Genomic DNA, 12,389 nt, shown 5'->3' with positions numbered 1-12,389 from the left:
GGTGTTTTTGATCAACTGCTGCAACAGATTAACCGGCGCTGAAAGCCTTACGGTTTTTTGGATTCCGCAGCAGGTTTTGGCAAAGGCCGAAAAGGCATCAGCAGTAATTTTGTCAGGCTCACCTGCTGGGGTTGCTGGCAATAGTCCAGTCCCAGCACCATCTGCAGGTGACCATCTCTGGGGGATTGGGTATAGGTGCCGAGTAATCGATCCCAGATCGACAGGAAAAAACCGAAGTTGCTGTCGGTTTCATCCCGGTGGATGGAATGGTGAATACGGTGCATGTCTGGGGTGATGACAAACCAGCGGATTACTCTTTCAAGTTTTGGCGACAGGCGGATATTGGCATGGCTGAACATGGAGGCGGCATTCAGCAGCGCTTCAAACACCAGTACGGTCAGGGGATCCAGCCCCAGCGCCACGACCACAGCCACCTTATAGATCAGTGATACCAGAATTTCCAGCGGATGAAAACGCAGGCCGGTGGTGACATCCAGATCCAGATCAGCATGATGCACCTGATGCAGTCGCCAGAAGATCGGCAAGGCATGAGACAACACATGCTGCAGGTAGATGGCCAGATCCAGCAGCAACAGACCAAGCACAAACTTCAGCCACACCGGCCACTCCACCAGATTCAACAACCCCCAGCCTTGCTGTTGTACATGCACAGCCATCAATACCGCAGCAGCACCCAGCGTCAGGCGTAGGATCACCACATTCATAACAATCAGGCTGAGGTTGATACCCCAGCGCCGGGTTCTGGATTCACGCCAGCTGCGTTTGGGTTGCCAGAACTCCATTCCGGCCACCAGCAGCAATACCAGCAAAAAAATACCACCACGCCACAGGGCTTCATCATTCATGCTGCTCTCCTTTAATCCGTCAGCGCACCACCACAACTGCTGCCTTGCCCTGCTGTACAGCCGTAACAATGATCAGCCACACGGATGGGTCGACCGTTCAGTTCTACATCCAGCAACTCCTGCAAGTGCACGGGTTGCCGCGCGTCTCCCAGCGGCAAGTGCAACTGCTGGTTAAAATCACAATCATGCACCTGCCCCAGATGATCCACCGACAAGGTGTTCAGGCACATCAAACCCGGCAGGGTGGCGGCGTTGAAGCTGCTTTTTAACAACTGCATGTAGGGCTCAAACTGGCCTTTGCTGATCAGGGTGCTGCCAAAACGCTGGATCGGCATATTGGCCAGTGTCAGCAGGTGATTAAATTGAATATCAAAATGAGTTTGCAACTGCTCCTTGTAGGCCGCTTCCAGTGACTGCTGCGGTGGTGGCAGGCTGGGACCCAGTGGGTTGTAAACCAGATGCAACTCCAACCCTGTTCCCGGCTGACCATAACCCAGCGCATTTAACTGCTTCAGCCCACGGATACTGGCTTCAAAAACACCATCACCGCGCTGGGCATTGACGTTTTCCGCTGAATAACAGGGTAAGGATGCAATCACCTGCACCTGCTGTTCAGCCAGAAATGCCGCCGTAGCTTCCTGCCCCGGTTCACTCAGAATCGTCAGGTTGCAACGATCCAGCACCGTCACATTGCGCTTGCGCGCTTCACTGACCAGCCAGCGAAATTGTGGATGCAGTTCCGGGGCACCCCCAGTGATGTCCAGTGTATGAATGGACGGGTGTTGATCCAGCATTTGCAACAGCAGCTCCAGTGTTGCATGGCTCATGGCTTCTTTACGTTTGGGGCTGGAAGCCACATGACAATGAAGACACGACTGGTTACAGGTCAGGGTGATGTTGGCCTGCAAAACCTCCAGCCTGCTGCGTTGCAAAGCAGGAAAATCCGTGGTGATCAAACGGGGCAGGGTGGCATGCATGGTTTTTCCTCAAAATTTGTCGATTCAGAAAACAGCTTCAGATCAGGTTTGGTCGCCACACCGGACAAAATCTTACACAGGGCAACGCAACAGATCTTCCGGTCGATCCACATCCCACAGGGTTAGTGGTTCCACCCAATGCATTTGCTGTTGTTGCAGGCGCTGGCGGGTCTGTTGCATCACCTGATCCGTACCCCAGTCCACCTCAGCAAACAGTGCACGGCAGGGTGATTGCAGCCCCACCAGTACATAACCGCCGTCTTCAGCAGGCACAAACACAGCGGCATGATTCTTCAGGTGATCTGCACAGTCTTGCAGTAGATCCACCGTCAGCGCCGGGCAGTCACTGCCAATCAGCAGGGTCGGTTGCCCGGTGGACACAAACACCTGATGCATCCGTTCACCCAGATCACCTGCAGGCTGTTCTTGCCATTGCAGTTGCGGACAGGACGCAGCCAGTTGCTGAAAAAATGGATGTGCCGCATCATCAGCCGTCCAGAGGGTCACCACCACATCCGGCAGCATCAGTGCCGTGTTGACACTAAGCTCCACCAGTCGCGCGTGAAGTGTCGCCGCACCCTCAGCACCGAGTGTCGGAATCAGGCGGGTTTTGCATTGTCCCGGTACCGGTGCACGCGCCAAAATAGCCAGTTGCACCCTTAAATCAGACATCAGCGATACTCCCGTGCCAGCTGCTCGGCTGCAACACCCCGCCAGTAACACCAGCGCAAACGCCACATCAAAACCACAGTGGACCAAAAACCGCGTTGATCCCAGCGTCGCCCCGAGGTAATCACCCGCTGAGGCAGACACAAGGGGCGACAAATCTTTTTCAGGCATCTGGACAGTTCGATGTCTTCCATCAGGGGTTGTTCCACAAAACCTTGCACCGCATCAAACAGGCAACGATGCACAAACATCAGTTGATCTCCGGTGGCCATACCGGTCAGGCAGGAGCGCAGATTCATCATCCGTGCCACCAGCCACAACAGGGGGTGTTTTCCTTGAATACACACATCAAACCGCCCCCAGCAAGCCTTGTCCCGTTCAATCAATGCCAGCAAAGCCTGTTCTGAAGCCGCTGTCAGGCGGGTATCCGCATGCAGGAAAAACAACCATTCACCACAAGCTGCCGCCGCACCCCGATTCAGCTGTATGGCGCGTCCGGCGGGTGATTCGAGCAATTGATCCACCAGACCTGTCGCCAGTGTACAACTGGCATCACTGCTGCCACCATCCACCAGTATCAGTTCGCAGCCTTTATCGCGCAGGCTTTGCAAATCAGCCAGAAAATCAGGCAGTTGCTCAGCTTCATTAAGAACCGGGATGATAATGCTGGCTTTGTAAGAAAAACCTTTTTGCTGACGACTCATTAACTCCAATCGCTCATTCTGAGGTATCGCCATGTTTTCTCCCCAATTACGAACCCCGATAAAAATACTGATGACAAGCCTTTTTATCGGCAGTGTTTATGCTGGTGATCAGCCTCCGGCTTTTTCCCAAACCGGTTTACAGGGCTGGAAAACAGAAAGTTTTAAAGGTCAAACAGCGTATCAAATCGTTCAGGCAGGTGATCAACCTGTGCTCTTTGCCCATGCCCAAAAAACAGCGTCCGGGCTGGGCTGGGAAGGTGAGCCTGATCTGCAAAAAACACCCAGGCTGTCCTTCACAACCTCCTGAAAATGCACCAGTAGCCAATCACTGATTGATCAAGCGGATACCTTGAGCGCTGTCCCCTGGCTGATGCGTTGCCAGTAGGACAGCCAGGCATCTGAGCCTTCTGGCCAATAAGACAGAAACCACTCCTGCCAGGCAGGTGCATCAAAGTACAGCGGTAATGCCTGATAATACAAACCCTGATAGTCAGTCTGGTACAGGGGCTCCAGTAAACCAGAGCGATTGGCGATTCTTGTTACCACCCCATACAGGCCATCATTAAAATTAGGCATCCCCGCAGCACCATTATTGATCACCACACCCTCGGGGTAGCGCCTGCAAACCGGTTGGCAGGTATGTGAAGAAGCAAAGGCATCCACCTCAGCCGCTTGCAGCCAGCCTTGAATATCGGCTTTTCGGTCAGGCTCATCTATGCCATTGCGATCAAAGCCCCAACCTGCCAGCGAAGTGGCATCACCATGCACCAGGGCAACCAACCGCTCACCAACCCGGACTTTCATAAATAACGGCAATGCCTGAAGAGTTGCAAGAAGCTTACTGTCATCCGGCAGTTGATCTTTCAGGCGCTGATGAATCCGGTTGGAGCGTTCCACCAGAGCTTGATCCACAGTTTCCGGGTAGGCGCAGCCGCAGCCTGCATCGGCAGTGGCTCGACACAGCTCCTTTTCGACATTACCGGCCAGAGCATCAAATGCTTCCACCCCTTCCTGAATCCAGTCAAACCAGACTTTATCCGCATCAAACCAGTGAAAATCACCATTAAAAACGACTCTGGCTCCCGGCTCCTTTGCAGCCAGGGCTTCAACTGCCTTCAGAGCAAAAGGATTACCATACAGCCCACCAACCACATACAGCACCTCACAGGAAAAAGCTTCAGGTGCTGCTGCCATATCTTCAGGTCGATACCGATAATCCAGAGGACAAGTACGTCCGGCAATCAGGTCACTCATCCTGCATCCCCCACCAGAAACTGATCAACCCTACACCTAGAATAAACAGCGTCAGAATTAACAGCTTGCTGTAATTATGTTCAACACCCGTCCAGCCACCGATCCAGTTCACATAACCGGAGGTTTCCAGGAAGTAAATCACCGAACCACCTACAGCAAACACGAAGTTCACCAGAAAACTCCACTGCGCCACCCGTCGGTTCATCCAGATGCAGAAGATGATCACCGGAGTCAAAAACAGGGAGGCCGTACCACTAACCGCAACGGCGGCATACAAATCACGGGTACCGAAATAAACCAGCAAAAGCCCGCCCAGCATGAACAACAGCATGACCAGACGACCCCGGTTGGGATCAACGCGCCCCATGCCCATATCCACAACCGCCAGCTTGGATGCACTGGACAGTGTTGAATCCAGAGTGGATGCAGCAGAAACAATCAGTGCCAGCCCCAGCAGAAAAATCGCCGGTGTGCCCAGCAGTCGCTGCAAGGTTGCCATCATTTCTTCATCACCCAGACGGTGCAAACCGGCAAAAACACCCAGCAAGGCTGCGTTCAGCAGCGAACGTGCAAAAATCCAGGTCGTCACCTGAGAAAGTGTCAGCGTCCAGACACCCGGCGCATACCCCGGTTCCTGTCCCATGAAAAAACCTTCCACCGTTCTGACGCGGGGAGCTACCCACCAACTCAGCCCGGCCACAGCGAGTAACACCGACAGCAGCAAAGCCACCTGATAGCCAGAAGTGATCATCTTTCTTTTCCTCGGGTTAATTATTTATGGCTTGGTCGCATTGATCCGCTCAGTCTTACAAAGATCCTGTAAACTTTCTGAGCCAGGATATGTAAGAAAAACAGCTCGACAACGACGGAATAGAAAACAGGAGTCTACCGCCATGCGTAACAACCAACCCGTGAAGGAAACCGAATACCCGTTGACCGAGCGCAGTGTCATCATTTCCCACACGGATGCTCAGGGAAAAATCACCTACGTCAACGATGAGTTCATTCAGTTTTCCGGTTTCAGCGAACAGGAGTTACTGGGGCAGCCCCATAACATCATCCGTCACCCGGATATGCCCGCTGAAGTCTTCAGGGATGCCTGGGCAACCCTGAAACAAGGCCGTGCCTGGCAGGGCATCATCAAAAATCGCAGCAAGGATGGTGGTTATTACTGGGTCAAAGCCAATATGAACCCGGATGGCCAGGGTGGCTTTATGAGTGTGCGCCTGCAAGCCAGCTCTGAAGAAATCCAGCAGGCCAGCCAGCTTTACCAGCAGATGCAAAACGGCCGTAAAATCCGTTTTCATCTGGGTCAGGTGATTACTCCTGGCATCTTCCCCCGCATGGTTCGCTATTTTGGCAACCTCGACTTTCCCCGCAAGGCGATGCTGCTTTATCTGGTCAGTTTTTTAGGCATGGCTCTGGCGGCCTTTCTGGAAATTCTCACCTCCAGCGATCCGGCACCTTTATTGCGTCTGGTGGCACTGATGGGTGGTGTGGGCACTACCGGCCTGCTTATTCTCTGGTATCTGGTCAACAAGCAACTGGCACGCCTGCAACAGCTCTGTCATATCGCGCTGGAAATCGGTAAAGGCAACCTGCGCACTGAAACCCCGCTGGGGAAAAGTGATGCCATCGGTCAGGTTTTTAACGCCATGCAAACCATGCGCAACCGTCTTTACGAAATGGCTTTTCAATTTAACCAGTCTTCAACATCCCTGAATGTTTCTGCCGATGAGTTGGTTACATCCAGCCAACAGACCGCAAGAGGTGCTCAGGAACAATCAGAAGCAGCAACCAGCATGGCTGCTGCACTGGAAGAGCTGAGTGCATCGGTGGAGCAGATCGGAGAAAACGCCAAGGCTGCCCATGAAGCCTCAACTCAGGCTGGGATGGTCGCCAGCAGCGGTGCTCAGGCCGTTAATGACAGCACGCGGGAAATTGCTTCCATTGCTGATGCTGTCAGGGAGTCTTCAGAAGAGCTGGAAGCGTTGAATGAGCTGTCTGATCAGATCGGCAGCATTGTGGAAACCATTCGAGGTATTGCAGAGCAAACCAATCTACTGGCTCTGAATGCTGCCATTGAAGCAGCCCGAGCAGGGGATCTGGGTCGAGGTTTTGCAGTGGTTGCTGATGAGGTGCGCAATCTGGCTGAAAGAACCGCCCACTCCACTGAAGATATCACCGGCATGGTACACCAGGTTCAGGAACGAACCCGTCAGGCTCTGAATCGTATGCGAGAAGGTGTCAAACGTGTGGAGCTGGGTGTGGAAACCGCGCGCGAGGCCAGCAACTCCGTTGCCAATATCGAAAACGAAACCAACCGTGTTGCCCAGGCCACCCAGGACATTCAACAGGTATTGCAGGAGCAAAGCATAGCGGCCAGAGAAGTTGCAGAAACCATCGAAAAAATTTCCAGCAAAGCCGATGACAACGCCGCCCAATCCGATCAGACCAAAGCAGCCAGCGAACAGCTCAGAGGCATCAGTAGCAATATAGAAAGTCTGACCCAGCAACTGCGAATTTATTGAAAATCAAGGATCGGGTCACTGCACTTGCTGCTGGATTTCTTCTTGGGGTACTGACTGGCAGCAAAGCTGCACCAGCCGCAGGGCAAAGCTGCGTAGGTAGTGCCCCCGGCGAAGTGCCAACTGGGTGGTTTTGACAGGGAAAAGATCGGTTGAGTCCAGCAGTACCAGTTCACTGTCGCGTTGTGGCTGCCAGGCCACTGAAGCAATAATGCCAATACCCAACCCCAGCTCCACGTAGGTTTTGATCACATCCGCATCCAGCGCTGACATCACAATATCCGGATGCAGGTCGGCCTGTTCAAATGCCAGATCGATTGAGCGGCGTCCGGTGTAACCCTGGTGATAAGTAATAATGGAATACTGGGCAACAGCTTCCAGTGTCAGTTCTTTTTCTTCCAATAATGGATGGTGTTTGGGTACTACCACCGCATGTTGCCAAGAGTGAAACGGGAAACAGACCAGTGAAGGTTCATCTTGCAAAGCTTCAGTGGCAATCCCTATATCCACTTTGCCTGCTTTCAGCAGGGTGACAATTTCTTCCGGGCCGCACTGGTGCAATTCCAGATGCACCCGTGGGAAGGCTTTTTTGAATTCACTGATGATTGGTGGCAGCACATAACGTGCCTGGGTATGGGTGGTGGCTAAGCTCAGACTGCCTTCGTCTTCTTCTGTGTACTGTTGTGCCACCCGTTTGATGTTGGCGGTATCCAGCAGGATGCGCTCCACCACATCCAGAATCTCCCGCCCCGGCCCAGTGAAACCCAGCAGGCGTTTGCCTTTGCGCTCAAACAGCTCCACGCCCAGTTCATCCTCCAGATCCTTGATGTGTTTACTAACACCGGACTGGGAGGTGAACAGGATATTGGCAACTTCGGTCAGGTTGAAGTTCTGACGTGCCGCTTCCCGGATGATCCGTAACTGCTGAAAGTTCATGATGGCCTTATTTCACACTTCAGGGATAGGTTATTCGCTGTAGTGATATTAAACAGCGCCTGATATAACCAGAAATATGGATTATGAATATCCATAGCTGTTTTTCTGCAAAGCCATACCTCACTAAGCAATCATGCTGCTTAGCAGTTTTTCTGCTTAACATTTCAGCTTTTATTCGTTTTTTGCAAAAGCCTGGCCGCTTAGTATCCGCAGCATCACAAAACAAACCCCCCTGATGGAGAGCAACGATGCTGAAAAAACTGGCCACAGCCGCCCTGACTTCGGTTCTGCTGGGAACCACTGCACTGGCAAGCGCCCAGACGGTGAACCTGCTGAATGTATCTTATGATCCGACCCGCGAGTTTTACCGCGAGTACAACGCCCACTTTGCCAAGCTCTGGCAAGGCAAAGCCGGACAAACAGTGAATGTCCGTCAGTCCCATGGTGGTTCCGGCTCTCAGGCACGCTCGGTGATTGATGGTCTGGATGCCGACGTGGTGACTCTGGCACTGGCTTATGACGTAGATGCATTGCGCCAGCGTGCCCAGTTAATCCCTGAAGGCTGGCAGGAGCGTTTACCCGCCAACTCTTCACCCTATACCTCCACCATAGTGCTGCTGGTTCGCGCCGGTAACCCCAAAAACATCAAGGACTGGGATGACCTGATCCGTGATGATGTGCAGGTCATTACGCCTAACCCAAAAACCTCTGGTGGTGCACGCTGGAATTACCTGGCCGCCTGGGGTTATGCCGAAAAGAAATACGGCAGCCAGGAAAAAGCCCGTGAGTTTGTAGAAAAGATCTTTGGTAACGTGCCGGTGCTGGATCCCGCAGCGCGTGGTGCCACTAATACTTTTGTTCAGCGTCGTATCGGTGATGTGTTCATCGCCTGGGAAAATGAAGCCTTCCTGTCGGTGGAACAACTGGGTCGCGGTCAGTACGAAATTGTTGTTCCATCGGTGAGCATCCTGGCCGAGCCACCGGTCACCGTTGTGGATCGCAATGTTGATCGTAAGGGCACTCGAACCGTGGCACAGGCCTATCTGGAAGAGCTCTACTCTGACGATGCACAGCGTCTGGCCGGTAAACACTTCTACCGCCCCTCCAATCCAAAAATTGCTGCCGAGTTTGCGGATCGCTTCCCGAAAGTGAACTTCTTCAGCATTGATGAAGTGTTTGGTGGCTGGCAAACCGCTCAGGACAAGCATTTTAATGACGGCGGTATTTTTGATGCCATCCTGGAAAACATCGCCCGTAATCGACGCCGCTGACTCAACAGCAGCTGGGACAACCCCTCAGGGATGAGGGGTCTGTGCCAGACCTGACCTACCCCCGGAGAGACTGTTTTATGCTGCTGTTCAAAAAACAACCCAACGTGCTGCCCGGCTTCAACCTGACGCTGGGTTTTTCGTTGTTGTACCTGACCTTTATCTTCTTCATCCCGGTCGGCGGTCTGCTGCTCTACACCAGCCTGATGAGCTGGGAAGAGTTCTGGCGAGCCATCAGCCATCCGCAGGTGGTGGCATCCTACCGCTTGTCGTTTTTTGCATCACTGATTGGTGCCGGGATCAATCTGGTGTTCGGTGCACTGGTGGCCTGGGTGCTGGTGCGTTACACCTTCCCTGGTAAACGTGTGGTGGATGCCCTGATCGATCTACCTTTTGCTCTGCCGACCGCCGTAGCCGGTATAGCTCTGGTCACGCTTTATGCCAGCACTGGCTGGGTGGGTCAGTATCTGGAGGTCTTTGGTATCCGCGTGGCCTACACCCAACTGGGTGTGGTGGTAGCGCTCACCTACATTGGGCTGCCTTTTGTGGTGCGAACCGTGCAGCCAGTGCTGGAAGACTTTGAAAGCGAGCTGGAAGAAGCTTCGGCAGCACTGGGCGCTTCACGCCTGACCACCCTGCGCCGGGTGATTTTTCCCACGCTGTTGCCAGCCCTGTTGACCGGTTTTTCACTGGCTTTTGCACGGGCGCTGGGTGAGTACGGATCAGTGGTGTTTATCTCCGGCAACCTGCCTTACCTGACAGAAATCACACCCTTGCTGATTGTCGCCAAAACCGAGCAGTACGATTACAACGGAGCCGCAGCCATCGGCACGGTGATGTTGCTGGCCGCTTTTGCCCTGCTGATCATTATTAATGCGCTGCAATGGTGGTCCAGCCGCCGTTTTGCCCACTGATTAGGGAGATTCATTTCATGTCGTCATCCATCCCCGCACACCCGGCGCTGACACTGGATCGGGCCGGAAGCTGGAAACGCGCCACCGAAGAGCCGGACTGGGTTCGTCTGTCACTGATTGCTGTGGCATTGAGTTTTCTTGCTCTTTTTCTGGTGCTGCCGCTGGTTGTGGTGCTTTATGGTGCCTTTGAACAGGGGCTAGGGGTCTGGTACGCAGCCGTCACCGAGCCGGATGCTGCCCACGCCATCCGCCTGACACTGCTGGTGGTGGTGATTGTGGTACCCATCAACCTGGTGTTTGGTGTGGCCATTGCCTGGGCGATCGCCAAATTTGAATTTCGTGGCAAACCTCTGCTGCTGGCCGTGATTGACCTACCTTTTGCCATTTCTCCGGTGGTGGTCGGCTTGATCTTTGTGATTCTGTTCGGCTCTCAGGGCTGGCTGGGTGACTGGTTGGGAGCCCACAACCTGCGCATCATTTTTGCCGTACCCGGCATTGTCATCGTCATTGCCTTCGGCACCCTGCCGTTTGTCGCGCGTGAGCTGATTCCGCTGATGCAGCAACAGGGCAAGCAGGAAGAAGAAGCCTCGCTGACGCTGGGTGCCAGCGGCTGGAAAACCTTCTGGTATGTCACCCTGCCCAACATCAAGTGGGGCCTGATTTACGGTGTCATCCTGTGTAACGCCCGCGCCATGGGTGAGTTTGGTGCCGTAGCGATTGTTTCCGGGCGCATTCGCGGGGAAACCAACACCCTGCCCCTGCACATCGAAGTGCTTTACAACGAATACATGTTCACTGCCGCTTTTGCCGTGTCTTCGATCCTCACCGGTCTGGCACTGGTCACCATCGCAGTGAAGAGTTTTGTCGAATGGCATGAACAACGCAGCGGCGAAACCGGCTCATCCCATTAAAGATTACAGGACACCCTCATGAGCATTCGAATCAATCAGATCAACAAACACTTCAAAGACTTTGTCGCTGTCGACAATGTCTCACTGGACTTGCCAGAAGGCCAACTGACGGCTCTGCTGGGGCCATCCGGTTCCGGCAAAACCACCCTGCTGCGTATTATTGCCGGGCTGGAGCAGGCCGATTCTGGCAGCATCGAGTTTCATGGTGAAGACCAGACCCACCAGCATGTTAGTGAGCGCGGAGTCGGCTTTGTATTCCAGCACTATGCCCTGTTCAAACACATGACGGTGTTTGAAAACGTGGCCTACGGCCTGACCGTCAAGCCTCGTAAACTGCGGCCTTCCAAAGAAGCCATCCGCAAAAAAGTGATGGATCTGCTGGAACTGGTACAGCTGGACTGGACGGCGCATCGCTTCCCCAGCCAATTGTCCGGCGGTCAGCGCCAGCGTATTGCCCTGGCTCGTGCGCTGGCGGTTGAACCCAAAGTACTGCTGCTCGATGAACCCTTTGGAGCCCTGGATGCCAAGGTGCGTGCTGAACTGCGCAGCTGGTTGCGCCGCCTGCATGATGAAATCCACGTCACCAGTGTGTTTGTGACCCACGATCAGGAAGAAGCACTGGAAGTTGCGGATCGCATTGTAGTGATGAATCACGGACGGGTTGAACAGGAAGGCAGTCCGGAAGAGGTTTACGACCACCCGGCCAATCCCTTTGTTTACCAGTTCCTCGGCAAGGTCAACCTGTTCCATGCCCGTGTGGATCAGGGACAGACCCAGATCGGTGAACTGCAACTGGATACCCCCCACCTGAAGGACGCTGCACAACAAGACGGTTTGGCTTATATCCGCCCACACGAGATTGAATTACGTGCCGACAACAGTGCCGGAGATGGCTTGCATGCGGTGATTGAAAACGTCACCGTCATCGGACACACCGTAAGAGTGGAACTCAAGGCCGACGCAGCACCCAACCCAATCACTGCAGAACTGCCAAAACAACAGTTCCGTGCACTTGGATTACTGCAAGGGGATGAAGCCTGGATCAAACCGCTGAACAGCAAGGTGTTTCTGAAAGAGCCCAACCCAGCCTAATCAGTCAAACCTGAAGCTTTGGTTCAGGGATGAGCCGAAAGCAATCTAGAAAAACCAAATACACCATCCTTGGTGGGCAGCACTTCGGTTCAACTCCTGGTGTTTGTGGAATGAACCAGGTGTTTGCCAGTCAGTAGCTGAAACAGCAACTATCCAGGCAATGACAGAAAGCTTTCGGCAGCATTACTGAGCCCGTTTTGGGCTCAGTAATGCTGGTTTAGCAAAATCCGCGTAAACCCTCGCCCAATCGGGCGGGGATATAAGCGGGAA

At 53.6% G+C, this 12,389-nt stretch carries 13 protein-coding genes; 6 read left to right on the top strand and 7 right to left on the bottom strand.

Annotated features, from left to right (window positions below; genetic code table 11):
* Nucleotides 1–47: 47 nt before the first annotated feature.
* The 4 genes from IBX50_RS12250 to IBX50_RS12235 form a co-directional block, all read right to left on the bottom strand.
* Nucleotides 48–866 (bottom strand): sterol desaturase family protein, encoded by an 819-nt coding sequence (locus tag IBX50_RS12250; RefSeq protein WP_292256235.1) that lies wholly within the window; start codon nucleotides 864–866, stop codon nucleotides 48–50.
* Between the two features lie 11 nt (nucleotides 867–877).
* Nucleotides 878–1,843: an arsenosugar biosynthesis radical SAM (seleno)protein ArsS gene (arsS, locus tag IBX50_RS12245; RefSeq protein WP_292256233.1), complete on the bottom strand. Its 966-nt coding sequence runs from the start codon at nucleotides 1,841–1,843 to the stop codon at nucleotides 878–880.
* Between the two features lie 72 nt (nucleotides 1,844–1,915).
* Nucleotides 1,916–2,515 (bottom strand): TIGR04282 family arsenosugar biosynthesis glycosyltransferase, encoded by a 600-nt coding sequence (locus IBX50_RS12240; protein ID WP_292256231.1) that lies wholly within the window; start codon nucleotides 2,513–2,515, stop codon nucleotides 1,916–1,918.
* Nucleotides 2,515–3,249: a TIGR04283 family arsenosugar biosynthesis glycosyltransferase gene (locus tag IBX50_RS12235; RefSeq protein ID WP_292256229.1), complete on the bottom strand. Its 735-nt coding sequence runs from the start codon at nucleotides 3,247–3,249 to the stop codon at nucleotides 2,515–2,517. The genes IBX50_RS12240 and IBX50_RS12235 overlap by 1 nt, the downstream gene beginning before the upstream one ends.
* On the opposite strand from IBX50_RS12235, the gene IBX50_RS20740 reads away from it, so the two are divergent.
* Complete coding sequence (locus IBX50_RS20740; protein WP_366930722.1) at nucleotides 3,248–3,523, top strand: DUF3047 domain-containing protein; 276 nt, start codon at nucleotides 3,248–3,250, stop codon at nucleotides 3,521–3,523. The genes IBX50_RS12235 and IBX50_RS20740 overlap by 2 nt on opposite strands.
* Nucleotides 3,524–3,552: 29 nt before the next feature.
* On the opposite strand, the gene IBX50_RS12230 is transcribed toward IBX50_RS20740, so the two are convergent.
* Both IBX50_RS12230 and IBX50_RS12225 read right to left on the bottom strand, forming a co-directional pair.
* Nucleotides 3,553–4,470 (bottom strand): hypothetical protein, encoded by a 918-nt coding sequence (locus IBX50_RS12230; protein ID WP_292256227.1) that lies wholly within the window; start codon nucleotides 4,468–4,470, stop codon nucleotides 3,553–3,555.
* Nucleotides 4,463–5,221 carry a hypothetical protein gene (locus tag IBX50_RS12225; protein WP_292256225.1) on the bottom strand — a complete coding sequence of 253 codons (759 nt, stop codon included), beginning with the start codon at nucleotides 5,219–5,221 and terminating at the stop codon, nucleotides 4,463–4,465. The genes IBX50_RS12230 and IBX50_RS12225 overlap by 8 nt, the downstream gene beginning before the upstream one ends.
* A 142-nt stretch (nucleotides 5,222–5,363) precedes the next feature.
* Here IBX50_RS12225 and IBX50_RS12220 point away from each other — a divergent pair, with 142 nt between their 5' ends.
* Entirely contained in the window at nucleotides 5,364–7,001 is a 1,638-nt protein-coding gene (locus tag IBX50_RS12220) for a PAS domain-containing methyl-accepting chemotaxis protein (protein ID WP_292256223.1), read from the top strand.
* Nucleotides 7,002–7,016: 15 nt separating this feature from the next.
* Here the strand turns inward: IBX50_RS12220 and IBX50_RS12215 are convergent, their stop codons facing one another.
* Entirely contained in the window at nucleotides 7,017–7,934 is a 918-nt protein-coding gene (locus IBX50_RS12215) for a CysB family HTH-type transcriptional regulator (RefSeq protein WP_292256221.1), read from the bottom strand.
* 248 nt (nucleotides 7,935–8,182) lie between these two features.
* Here IBX50_RS12215 and IBX50_RS12210 point away from each other — a divergent pair, with 248 nt between their 5' ends.
* The 4 genes from IBX50_RS12210 (at nucleotide 8,183) to IBX50_RS12195 (ending at nucleotide 12,119) form a co-directional block, all read left to right on the top strand.
* The gene (locus IBX50_RS12210; protein ID WP_292256219.1) at nucleotides 8,183–9,205 is read left to right on the top strand and encodes a sulfate ABC transporter substrate-binding protein; all 1,023 of its coding nucleotides are present in this window, start codon (nucleotides 8,183–8,185) and stop codon (nucleotides 9,203–9,205) included.
* 77 nt (nucleotides 9,206–9,282) lie between these two features.
* A complete protein-coding gene (gene cysT / locus IBX50_RS12205; RefSeq protein WP_292256217.1) occupies nucleotides 9,283–10,116 on the top strand; it encodes a sulfate ABC transporter permease subunit CysT in 834 nt (277 codons plus the stop codon).
* A 17-nt stretch (nucleotides 10,117–10,133) separates the two neighbouring features.
* Nucleotides 10,134–11,027 carry a sulfate ABC transporter permease subunit CysW gene (cysW, locus tag IBX50_RS12200; protein WP_292256216.1) on the top strand — a complete coding sequence of 298 codons (894 nt, stop codon included), beginning with the start codon at nucleotides 10,134–10,136 and terminating at the stop codon, nucleotides 11,025–11,027.
* Nucleotides 11,028–11,045: 18 nt separating this feature from the next.
* Entirely contained in the window at nucleotides 11,046–12,119 is a 1,074-nt protein-coding gene (locus IBX50_RS12195; RefSeq protein ID WP_292256214.1) for a sulfate ABC transporter ATP-binding protein, read from the top strand.
* The last annotated feature ends 270 nt before the right edge of the window (nucleotides 12,120–12,389 follow it).

This window comes from Marinospirillum sp. (genome assembly GCF_014859565.1).
The sequence above is the reverse complement of the archived record's forward strand: the minus strand, read 5'-3'. Positions and strand labels throughout refer to the sequence as shown.

What these genes read in the sequence shown, in the direction of transcription:
- IBX50_RS12250 (WP_292256235.1), bottom strand. Translation starts at nt 866, where the DNA reads ATGAATGATGAAGCCCTGTGGCGTGGTGGTATTTTTTTGCTGGTATTG.
- arsS (WP_292256233.1), bottom strand. Translation starts at nt 1,843, where the DNA reads ATGCATGCCACCCTGCCCCGTTTGATCACCACGGATTTTCCTGCTTTG.
- IBX50_RS12240 (WP_292256231.1), bottom strand. Translation starts at nt 2,515, where the DNA reads ATGTCTGATTTAAGGGTGCAACTGGCTATTTTGGCGCGTGCACCGGTA.
- IBX50_RS20740 (WP_366930722.1), top strand. Translation starts at nt 3,248, where the DNA reads ATGTTTTCTCCCCAATTACGAACCCCGATAAAAATACTGATGACAAGC.
- IBX50_RS12235 (WP_292256229.1), bottom strand. Translation starts at nt 3,249, where the DNA reads ATGGCGATACCTCAGAATGAGCGATTGGAGTTAATGAGTCGTCAGCAA.
- IBX50_RS12230 (WP_292256227.1), bottom strand. Translation starts at nt 4,470, where the DNA reads ATGAGTGACCTGATTGCCGGACGTACTTGTCCTCTGGATTATCGGTAT.
- IBX50_RS12225 (WP_292256225.1), bottom strand. Translation starts at nt 5,221, where the DNA reads ATGATCACTTCTGGCTATCAGGTGGCTTTGCTGCTGTCGGTGTTACTC.
- IBX50_RS12220 (WP_292256223.1), top strand. Translation starts at nt 5,364, where the DNA reads ATGCGTAACAACCAACCCGTGAAGGAAACCGAATACCCGTTGACCGAG.
- IBX50_RS12215 (WP_292256221.1), bottom strand. Translation starts at nt 7,934, where the DNA reads ATGAACTTTCAGCAGTTACGGATCATCCGGGAAGCGGCACGTCAGAAC.
- IBX50_RS12210 (WP_292256219.1), top strand. Translation starts at nt 8,183, where the DNA reads ATGCTGAAAAAACTGGCCACAGCCGCCCTGACTTCGGTTCTGCTGGGA.
- cysT (WP_292256217.1), top strand. Translation starts at nt 9,283, where the DNA reads ATGCTGCTGTTCAAAAAACAACCCAACGTGCTGCCCGGCTTCAACCTG.
- cysW (WP_292256216.1), top strand. Translation starts at nt 10,134, where the DNA reads ATGTCGTCATCCATCCCCGCACACCCGGCGCTGACACTGGATCGGGCC.
- IBX50_RS12195 (WP_292256214.1), top strand. Translation starts at nt 11,046, where the DNA reads ATGAGCATTCGAATCAATCAGATCAACAAACACTTCAAAGACTTTGTC.